The organism is Psychrobacter sp. ANT_H3, assembly GCF_027919975.1.
Lineage (GTDB): Bacteria > Pseudomonadota > Gammaproteobacteria > Pseudomonadales > Moraxellaceae > Psychrobacter > Psychrobacter maritimus.
The window spans coordinates 1-9,747 of record NZ_JAQISM010000027.1 but is presented as its reverse complement, the minus strand read 5'-3'; the positions used below and the strand labels follow the sequence as shown (position 1 = coordinate 9,747).

General features: G+C 42.5%; 10 protein-coding genes and 2 tRNA genes. 5 read left to right on the top strand and 7 right to left on the bottom strand.

The features are described from left to right. Window positions 1-82 precede the first annotated feature (82 nt). Together PG901_RS12440 and PG901_RS12435 are read right to left on the bottom strand one after the other, a co-directional pair. Entirely contained in the window at window positions 83-1,060 is a 978-nt protein-coding gene (locus PG901_RS12440) for a glutathione S-transferase family protein (RefSeq protein ID WP_271134615.1), read from the bottom strand. Window positions 1,061-1,436: 376 nt separating this feature from the next. Next, window positions 1,437-1,513: transfer RNA gene (locus PG901_RS12435), tRNA-Val, on the bottom strand. Between the two features lie 211 nt (window positions 1,514-1,724). Between PG901_RS12435 and PG901_RS12430 the strand changes: the two genes are divergently transcribed. Further along, complete coding sequence (locus tag PG901_RS12430) at window positions 1,725-2,477, top strand: type 1 glutamine amidotransferase (protein ID WP_271134614.1); 753 nt, start codon at window positions 1,725-1,727, stop codon at window positions 2,475-2,477. 26 nt (window positions 2,478-2,503) lie between these two features. Here the strand turns inward: PG901_RS12430 and PG901_RS12425 are convergent, their stop codons facing one another. The 5 genes from PG901_RS12425 to PG901_RS12405 all read right to left on the bottom strand — a co-directional run bounded on the left by PG901_RS12425 (window position 2,504) and on the right by PG901_RS12405 (window position 6,801). Further along, window positions 2,504-3,349: a sterol desaturase family protein gene (locus PG901_RS12425; RefSeq protein ID WP_271134613.1), complete on the bottom strand. Its 846-nt coding sequence runs from the start codon at window positions 3,347-3,349 to the stop codon at window positions 2,504-2,506. 118 nt (window positions 3,350-3,467) lie between these two features. Continuing rightward, window positions 3,468-4,412: a DMT family transporter gene (locus tag PG901_RS12420; RefSeq protein WP_271134612.1), complete on the bottom strand. Its 945-nt coding sequence runs from the start codon at window positions 4,410-4,412 to the stop codon at window positions 3,468-3,470. A 95-nt stretch (window positions 4,413-4,507) separates the two neighbouring features. Next, window positions 4,508-5,710, bottom strand: coding sequence for a saccharopine dehydrogenase family protein (locus tag PG901_RS12415; protein ID WP_271134611.1), 1,203 nt, complete (start codon window positions 5,708-5,710; stop codon window positions 4,508-4,510). Between the two features lie 83 nt (window positions 5,711-5,793). After that, window positions 5,794-6,282, bottom strand: coding sequence for a M48 metallopeptidase family protein (locus PG901_RS12410; RefSeq protein ID WP_271134610.1), 489 nt, complete (start codon window positions 6,280-6,282; stop codon window positions 5,794-5,796). 174 nt (window positions 6,283-6,456) lie between these two features. Further along, on the bottom strand, window positions 6,457-6,801 hold the full coding sequence (locus tag PG901_RS12405) for a DMT family transporter (RefSeq protein ID WP_271134609.1): 345 nt from the start codon (window positions 6,799-6,801) through the stop codon (window positions 6,457-6,459). 572 nt (window positions 6,802-7,373) lie between these two features. Here PG901_RS12405 and PG901_RS12400 point away from each other — a divergent pair. From PG901_RS12400 to PG901_RS13720, 4 genes are all read left to right on the top strand, one after another. Continuing rightward, window positions 7,374-7,449 (top strand) — tRNA-Asn (locus PG901_RS12400). Between the two features lie 208 nt (window positions 7,450-7,657). Continuing rightward, window positions 7,658-7,993, top strand: coding sequence for a CopG family transcriptional regulator (locus PG901_RS12395; protein WP_201565211.1), 336 nt, complete (start codon window positions 7,658-7,660; stop codon window positions 7,991-7,993). A 237-nt stretch (window positions 7,994-8,230) separates the two neighbouring features. Then, a complete protein-coding gene (locus PG901_RS12390) occupies window positions 8,231-8,974 on the top strand; it encodes a hypothetical protein (protein ID WP_271134608.1) in 744 nt (247 codons plus the stop codon). Between the two features lie 74 nt (window positions 8,975-9,048). After that, window positions 9,049-9,747: IS256 family transposase, variant Zn-binding type (locus tag PG901_RS13720; RefSeq protein ID WP_442966917.1), on the top strand; the 699-nt coding region annotated here is incomplete at its 3' end.

Genomic DNA, 9,747 nt, shown 5'->3' with positions numbered 1-9,747 from the left:
TTTGTATATAAAAAAACCGCGCCAGCTTATGTATTAGCTGGCGCGGTTTTTTATTGCCCTTATTTTAAAAGCTCAATAAAACTTATAAATGCGCACGGTCATGTGCTGCACTAAAGTCAAGCAGCGGACCTACAGGGATGATACGCGTGGGATTGATATTGGCATGGCTGGTATAATAATGCGCCTTAATATGCTCGATACTTACCGTCTCTGCGATACCGGGCACCTGATATAAATCACGCAGATAGCCCCAAAGGTTGGGATAATCAACAATGCGGCGAATATTACATTTAAAATGCCCAACATATACCGCATCAAACCGCACCAACGTGGTAAATAAGCGCCAGTCTGCCTCAGTAATCATATCACCTAGTAAGTAACGCTGGTCTACCAGACGCGCCTCTAACGTGTCTAGCGCATCAAATAACGTTATTACTGCTTCTTTATAAGCAGCTTCGGTCGTGGCAAATCCTGCTTTATAAACGCCGTTATTGACCGCTGAATAAACAAACTCATTAACCGTATCGATTTCTGCTAGCAACTCTGTTGGCAAAAAATTAACTGCTGTTGCCCCTACTTCATCAAAGGCTGAGTTAAACATTCGAATAATCTCAGACGATTCATTACTGACGATGGTATTGGTTTCTTTATCCCATAATATTGGCACTGTCACGCGTCCTGTATAATCAGGCTTCGCGGCAATATAAACCTCATATAGATAGTCTGCTTTGACGATTGCATCAGCAATAACGCCTGCGCCCTCTGCAAACGTCCAACCTTTATCGCCCATAAGTGGATGCACTATAGACAGTGAAATCATGTCCTCCAAGCCCTTTAACTTACGATAAATCGTGGTGCGATGCGCCCAAGGACATGCAAGCGAGACATATAAATGGTAACGATTGGGCTCAGCTTTAAAGCCGCCGATACCTGATGGGCCTGCGCTACCATCAGCCGTGACCCAGTTTCTAAAACCAGCATCTTCGCGCTCAAAGCGTCCTTCGCTCGCCTTGGTGTCATACCATTTATCTTGCCACTGACCGTCGACTAACAATCCCATATCTTGCCCCGCTTTATTTTAGTTTTAAATGTATTTGATTAAAAATGGCAGCTATCAAACGATGCAAATAAAATAATTGCTATCGTCATATTTATTCAACCTTAAAGCTCATAGTAACATTTCTATGTTGCCCAGCCATTAAGCTTTGTTCGTTTCTCAAATAGCATAGATCTTAAAAGGCAGAGTTATGGTGCGGATTAAGTCTAGATAGATTTTTTAGAAAAAGTTGAAAACTTTATTTTGAGAGGCAGGCGAATTATAAAGTTTGAGCGTCCTACAGATACGAATTTTCTATTTTTCTACCATCCATATTTTATAGGCATTAAATTACAGGCATAAAAAAAGCCCCAATCATAAAGATTGGGGCTTTCGAATCTGGTAGGCGTAACTAGATTCGAACTAGCGACCTCTACCATGTCAAGGTAGCGCTCTAACCAACTGAGCTATACGCCTATTTAGGTCATGCATTTTAGCAAGTTTTTAAAACTTTGCAAGCCTTTTCTATCACAATACTGACTTATTATGAGAATACCTAATTTTAAGCTTTATAATGAAGCACTTAAGAAAATCCGGCGTTTCTAAATAGTTTCCGCTATCTAAGATAGCTCATACCTTGTAGACTTTTAATATCATAAAAATATAACTTCCTAATAGAGGCCATCACATGACCCTACGCATTCATGCCTTATTTCATACAGATTACGAAGACCTCAGCTTTATTAAACACTGGGCAGTTAATCATCAGCACACCATTACCTACACCCGCTCTTATAATAAAGACACCTTGCCAGCGCTCGCCAGTTTTGATTGGTTAATCATAATGGGCGGGCCGATGAGCGTCCATGATGAGGACGATCATCCTTGGTTAGAAGAGGAAAAACGTCTGATTAAGCAAAGTATGGATAGCGGAAAAACAGTGATTGGTGTCTGTTTGGGGGCGCAGCTTATTGCGCACTGCTTGGGGGCGAGCGTAGAGCCGGCAGGCGTAAAAGAAATCGGCTGGCTACCTATTCAGTTGACTAAAGACGCTCAGTCTCACCCTTTACTACAGGACTTACCAAAGCAGCCGTTTACGGTCTTTCATTGGCATGGCGATGGGTTTGAATATCCACAAGGAGCGATTCCGTTAGCAACATCAGCAGCGTGGCCCAATCAAGGCTTTCTTTATCAAACGCCGCAGCAAAAAGCGCTTGGTACTTGGGTTATGGCTTGGCAGTGTCATTTTGAAGTCACCAAAGAAAGCATCGTTAAAATGGTAGCAAATGGCGACAATGCCATTCAAAAAGGGCTAATTAACTATCCTAAAACCGTACAATCACCTACTGAAATCATAACGCTTGGCGATAAGTATATTGCCGATAACAATGCTCGCTTAGCAGCTATGCTCAATCGCATAGCAAAGACTACTGACATTTAAACCTAACCTTTCAATCCTAAATAAACTTAACGGTTTAGCTGCTTTTTGCGCTTTTTAGCCGCAAGTTCACTTTGCTCAATTTCTAGCGGCGTTAAACCATTTTTCTTAGCTTTAAGATAACTAAGATAAGCGGGGATATGGGTCTTGCCCAAGTATTTATCGAGGTAAGGTAAAAACCCTGCATAATTGCCTTTAAATTTGGCATGATGAAAGTCATGATAGACAGGGCCTTCATACACAGGTAATAAATGCGCAGGATTCCACGGAATATCGTAGCCAATATGCCCATCTGCGCCTTCGATTTGACGTAAAATCACCCACATCCACACCACATAAATGTGCGCCCCTAAAATGATTGGACCTACTAACGTCAGCGACGCCGTCAATGAATACTCGACCCAGTGCATATAATTGCCATTGATACCGCAGGTATTACGGATACGGTGGTGCACACTGTGGATGTTTCTTAGCAGCCATTTATTTTCATGCATATAACGGTGCATACAATAGTATAAAAAGTCATCAAGCAGCACGAAAAAAATCAACTGGGCGATGATAATATACCAAACCGGCATCTCACCATGATGTACGCCGGTCAGCTTTAATAGTGGCCAAGCCAGCACCAATAGTGCGGCTAAAATAATATTATTAATAATGATGCGGCCGATAGACGGTAATAAAAACTGTTTCATCTCAAACGGTTTTTGTTGAATCTTATATTTACGCAAGGATACCGGATCGCGCCAAGCAACTATCGTCCATGGAATGGCAACTGCTAGAAAGGCGGTCGTACTAATAGCAAGGGTCGCCATGGGGAACTGCCAAAACCAAGGGTCGTTATAAAACCCTTGCCAATACGAAAACACATCCATATGTCACCTATTGAACATTACGTTTGCAGATAAAAAAACTTTGAAAGCAAATAAAGATATTAAGAACCTTTATAAGCGCTTAATAATACCAACATAAGTTAATTAATATATCACTATCTTATCCCTTATCTGCTATAGATGTCGCCATTTTTACCCCGCCATAGGTGACTAAGACGACACCCAGCGCTATCAATGATGCACCCAAAAACAGCCCTTCTGGCAGACTTTCTCCCTGCAAAAAGATAGCGACAGGCACACCGACGACCGCCCCGACCGAACCTAATAAGCTTAGTAATACTGGGCCGCCCGTTTTTTGTAGTAAAAACAACAGTAAAAACTGCCCAGCGAAAACGAACGCCTGCACCGCAATCAATCCTAACGGCAACATCTCTGTCATCGGCACCGCTAGTGAAAAGTGCGGCATAAGACTGACTAAACCAAGTAACACAGAGGCTGCTATCAGCATACCGGGTACAAGTGCGCTTGGAGACAGATTATCTGGCCAGTATAAGCTGCGATAAATATTGCCAATCGCTAATAACACCGGACCGCAAAGCGCAAGCCCAATCCAAAACACACTGGCATCGGGTGCGGCAAATTTACGTGCGGCGAGCACCCCTACTCCGGCAAGTGCAGCGACCACGCCAAGCGCGCGCAGCTTGGTAAAGCGCTCTATTTTTAAGATGATTGCGGCCAGATAAGTTAGGAGCGGCGGCAGAGAGATAATTAATGCGACAAAACCTGCGCCGACATGCGGAATAGCAGAGAAGAAAATGAGATTGGAGCCTGCCACACTCACTAACGCAGCAACTAGATAATAGCTCAAGGTTGGTTTGCTTAACGGCGGCAGTTCATGGCGAAAAAGCGCATAACTGAATAAAATCAACGCCGCGCCAGTGATAGACCAAAACAGAAATGCCAACGGCGTCAGACCGACCTCGCCTGCAAATTTCGCCAAATTGGTCGAAATACCGGTTAATCCACCACCAACGATAAGACACAGCACAGGAATGAGCCACGCTTTTTTACCTTTAGCCATACCTTGCTGCGCTGACCCACTCATAAACTACCTTAATGTTAAAACGGCTATTATATTAGGTCCAGTTTTACTTATGAAGTTTAACCTTATTAGGCTTTATTGATGCGCTCTAGAAAATTTTAATCTGAGGTAAGGACTGTTAAACCGGAACCTTGTGGTCCACAAAAATTATCGAATAAAGCAAAGAATACATCGGGATCAATGATTTCTTCTGGCGCAAAGACACCGCTTTGCTTTAAATGACCTTGATGTAGCAGCGGTAAAAATAGCGCTTGCGGGATTCCAGTGACCGTTGCCATTCCACCTGTGGGCGTATTGCGAATAAAAGCGCCAGCGCTGGCAGGTTGACCATTTTTGCGTCCTTGCGCATAGGCTACTAAGCCTGGAATCTCTTTTTCCTCGCTTTCGGCTAAATGGGTTTGGCGTGCTTTGCGACTGTCTTTATCAGTCAATAACAGTGCTGCATCCTCAACAGCCATTTGCCCCGCCGCTACTGCCGACGCAATTTGGCGCAGATTATCAACGATATCATCGATACCAAGCATACCGTTATAGCAGTTTTTTAGCCGTGGAAAGCGCCTATTTAAAGTGACCGCTTCAGGATGTCCGAGTGACCACACATCAAGCTCACCAAGCCTTGGGAAGTCGATTTTTGAATGGCCTAATGGTTTCGTATCGACCATCTTTCCAGCTGCTAACACGCGGATATCTTCAGATAAACAATGTATAAGATGTACTGCCGCTGCGTCAACTTGACCCTCATTGGCCGGCCGACTAAATCCATCATCGGCATTCACAGCGCCCGATAGCTTCCATGCCGACACGATAGTATCCACTTCATCCAACGCCGTTGCCGCTTTCACACACAGTAAATTAGAAATACCGGGGCTCGCGCCTAAACCAATCACGGCGGTGACATTATTTTGTTTTGCACGCGCATTTAACTTAAGCATCTCGACGGTCGGTTGCCAATCATCGCAAATGTCACAGTAGTGCTTACCTTCCTCTATCGCCGCCGTTAAAATCGGTACACCAAAGCGAAAAAAAGGCCCTGCTGAATTGAGTACCACATCGACGTCGCGAATCGCTTGGCGTAGGCTATTGTTATCTGTCACGTCCAAGTAAAGCGCGCGGACAGGTTTGTTAAGAGCTTCTGTATTTCCTCTATTTAGCGATTTGCTATTTAACCCGGCAACAAAACGCTCCGCCAGCTCACTGTCAATACCAGCGACGATAATCTCGCTAACAAAATCAAAGCTCATCGCCGCACGCACCGCAGCACGCCCCATGCCGCCACTACCACCTATGGCCAATACTTTCATAAAAACGTCCTTGTTCAGTTTTACATTTACTAAAAGTCTGCTTAAACAAAATTCAGCTAACTATTGCTTAGCACCAAGATAGATTAGCGCTCACGCCAATGCAACCATAAACGGGTATCGAGCTCATACTGATGATAATCCGGTTCCATATGGCAGCAGAGCTGATAAAAAGCCTTGTTATGCTCTTGCTCCTTAAAATGTGCCAGCTCATGTACGACAATCATACGCAGAAACTCAGGCGGCGCTTCCTTAAATAGGCTTGCCACCGTGATGCTATTATGTGATTTCAGCTTACTGCCTTGCACGCGCGATTGATAGGTATGAATGCCAAGCGCATGCTTAAGCACGGCAAGTTTACTATTATAAGTCACTTGCGACAGCGGGCTGCTTTTGCGCATATACTGACTTTTGATGTCATTAATATACTGATATAAAGCTTTATCGCTTTGTATTTGGTGGCGATTGGGGTAATTTTTATCCAAATAATCGCCCAATCTGCCCGTGCTAATCAGCGTCGCCGCTTGGCTTTGAATCTGCTCAGAATAATGCGCGATATATTTTAATGTGGTCAATATGGTCACCGTTTTTATCTTTGACGTTTTATCTTTAGCGTTGTGCGATAGACATTTTTTATTCTAGACTTGCTCTAAACATACTTTATATTAGCCATGCACCTTCTGCCAATATATCAATGTAACGCTTCATGGCTAAAAACTCATGATTGCTGGTGAATGATTAATAGCTGCTTAATGCGCCACTGAATTAGACAGCAAGTTCATCACCACGACACCGCCCACAATCATCGCAATACCAATCACAGCAGCAGTATCAAGCGTTTGCTTAAAGAAGAACAGTCCCACCAAAGAAGTCAGTACGATACCAAGCCCACCCCATAACGCATAAGCAATACCGATAGGGATGGTTTTTATGGTTTGGGTTAATAAGTAGAACGAAATCGCATAAAGCACCGCCATAATCAGCGTGGGTATAAAGCGTGTAAACTGCTCTGATTTGACTAAAAAGGTAGTGCCTATCACTTCACAAACAATAGCGATGGCAAGGTAACCGTAAGCAATCATGGTTGGACTCATATTTTAGGCACCTGTATTGGGTAGAACGTGGTTTTTTAGGAAGTGAGTGGTTAGAAAAAAACTGGTTAGAAAATGATTGTTTAGAAAGTGCTTGGTTAAAACGTGTTGCATGGTAGCGGATAAAGTTAAAAAGCTTTAAAGTAAAGCAAATTACAGCCAAAATGCTAAAGAAACGCTCGGGTGGCTATTTTATAGGTTTATAGCAGCGCTTGAAATAGAGATTTGAAGGTTTACAGTAATGCAGGGTTTTTCTTTACTTTCAAATAGATAGTCTAATTAATCTGACTAATAAAGTGAAATTCATAACCTTTCTTGCAAGTCAGTTTTATATATAGGCTCGATATACTGTATCAGGGTCACTTATTAAAACAGTCAATAATTCAGCCACTTTAAAAGCAAAAAAGCTCAATTTCATACGGATTGCAATTATATTTATAATTAATCGTCTAATAAGGTTGACAGCCCATAACTACTTGGCTAAAATGTGCCCCACATAACGCAAACAAGATAAGCAATCGCACCTACCAAAGCCTTTGTAAAACTTGCGATAGTAACCGTTATAAACAACTTATTCTCCAATAGCTCAGTTGGTAGAGCAACGGACTGTTAATCCGTGTGTCCCTGGTTCGAGCCCAGGTTGGAGAGCCATATTTGAAAAGACCTTCATCACTTATTTGATGGAGGTTTTTTTATGCTCGCCGATTTTAGCTGCTAATCGCATCGGCATAAGCCCGCACAATATTAATACAGCGACAGTGTTCTTTTAGCAACTTTTGTTGTATGGTAAGGTTAGCAGTGACTGAGTCAGTTTTTGTCTGAGTGCTTTACTCCTACTCACTAAAAATAATGGTTTATTATGATACCTGTACGTGTAAAAAATAAATTCTCTGACTATCCGCAAAAAATCATGCGCCCGGTCAGTATTCGTTTGTCTGAAGAAATGATTTCGCTATTAGAAGCCACATCAAAAGAGTTGGGTTTTAAGCGCATTCAAGGACTTATTCGTCTCTATATTCGTCAAGGTCTTGATCGCGATCATCAGGATTACACCCTAGCCCATGATGAAGTCTTTATCGAAAGTTTGCGTAAGCGCGGCGTCAGCCAACGCATCATTGATGAGGCGATTGTGGTGACTCATAATAACAATATCACCCATCCGCTGTCTGAGCTGCAAGATAAAGATAAAAAATAACGCCAGCCGTGAGCTAATAATACATACCAAATAAGAAGACTAAGTTTGCTTAATAGCGCTTAGTCTTTTTTTTGCTACTTAATTTGTCACTTAACTTGTCAATTAAAACAAGCCCTCCTCGATAAATCCAATAACGTCAAATGGCTATTAGCGATAAATAAACATACAAAATTATCATAGGCGCTATATTAGTATAAGAGTCATTTCCATTTATATGGGTTGAGAAGGAGGCATAAGATGATTGGTTCATATAAACCTGCAAGCTATCTAAGAAAGGCCATATTATTGGCATTTACCTTGGCGATGCTGCCTGTTATTAATGGCTGCTCACAGCCGCCCGCCGATCCCAGTAAACAGACCATACCGACCAACTCCGACCAATGGCAAAAAAAGCTGGGTGACACCTTTGAGCGTTTGCCTGAAGGTGATAGGCAGCTGCTAAGCCGCTATATGCTGCGTATGAAGCTCAGTGGTGCTTATGAATCTGGGGCGATGCCTCGTATCACCATTAAGCAAGCACTCGTCCAACAGCGTGAATATGAGCGCCTACATCCAAACAACCCAACTGGTAAGAAAAGCCCGATTGTGACCAGTCCGCAAGTCGGCACTGCCAAAGCGCAAAATTATCCTGTTGCCTTACTGCCAGTTAAGACCAGTGATAGCGATAGCTTAAACCAAGTGAAGCTACAGTTTATGCTCTCAAACCACGGCAAGGTTGCGATTAAAAGCTTTAAAGGTAAGCTCACGATGAAAGAGAAGCAGTTAACCAAAAGTAAAACCTTTAATGTGCCGTTAACGCAGTTCAAACCACCAATCGAACCGGAGCAATCTGGCAAAATAATTATTGAAAGCAGCATTGAAGACATCAATGTCATGCGGGCGATTAAAAATAATACAGGGATAAGCATCGAGATTAGTAAAGGTAAGCTGGTATTAGTGGATGGGCAGGAAATTGAGTTTGATGAATTGCTAGAAAAATAAGACGATGATTATAAAACTTGTGGTGTAATGGACATTATTCATGCTGGTGTAGGGTCTAACGCTATATACTGTCTATATTTGCAAGGAATCAACGCCATGAATCAAAAAACTGCCCTTTTTGTCGTGATAAACACATCAAAAAGAATGGACGCAAGCTAGGCAAACAACAGTATCAATGTCTCGCTTGCAGACGGCAGTTTTTAGGTGGCAAAAGACTCAATAACCAAACCCTTTGGACTGAATATACCCAAGGAAAACAGACCTACAAACAACTGGCTGACAAGTATAGCTGTAGTCTTAAAACCATTCAAAGACGCTTAGACAAAGTCAGTACCCAGTATCAAGTTAAACGACCGAATACTGCTAACATCATCATGGATACCACTTACTTCGGTCGTAAGTTCGGTTTAATGGTTTTTATGGCCAATACCACTAAAGCCGTTCTTTACTACGCGATAGTCAGTCATGAAACCAACAGTGCCTACAAGCAAGGAATTGATCATCTAGCATCGTTAGGCGTTGATGTACAAAGCATTACCTGTGATGGTAGACGAGGACTGCGTACTTTATTTACCCACACCCCTTGCCAGATGTGTCAGTTTCATCAGGTGCAAATAGTAACTCGCTATCTCACTCGTCGACCTAAGAATATCGCAAGTATTGAGCTTAGACGGCTCACTTTAAACTTAACACAGCTTAATAAAGCTGACTTCATAGAGCACTTAGATTATTGGTTGTTAACTCATGAAGACTATCTGAGTGAGCGTAGCATC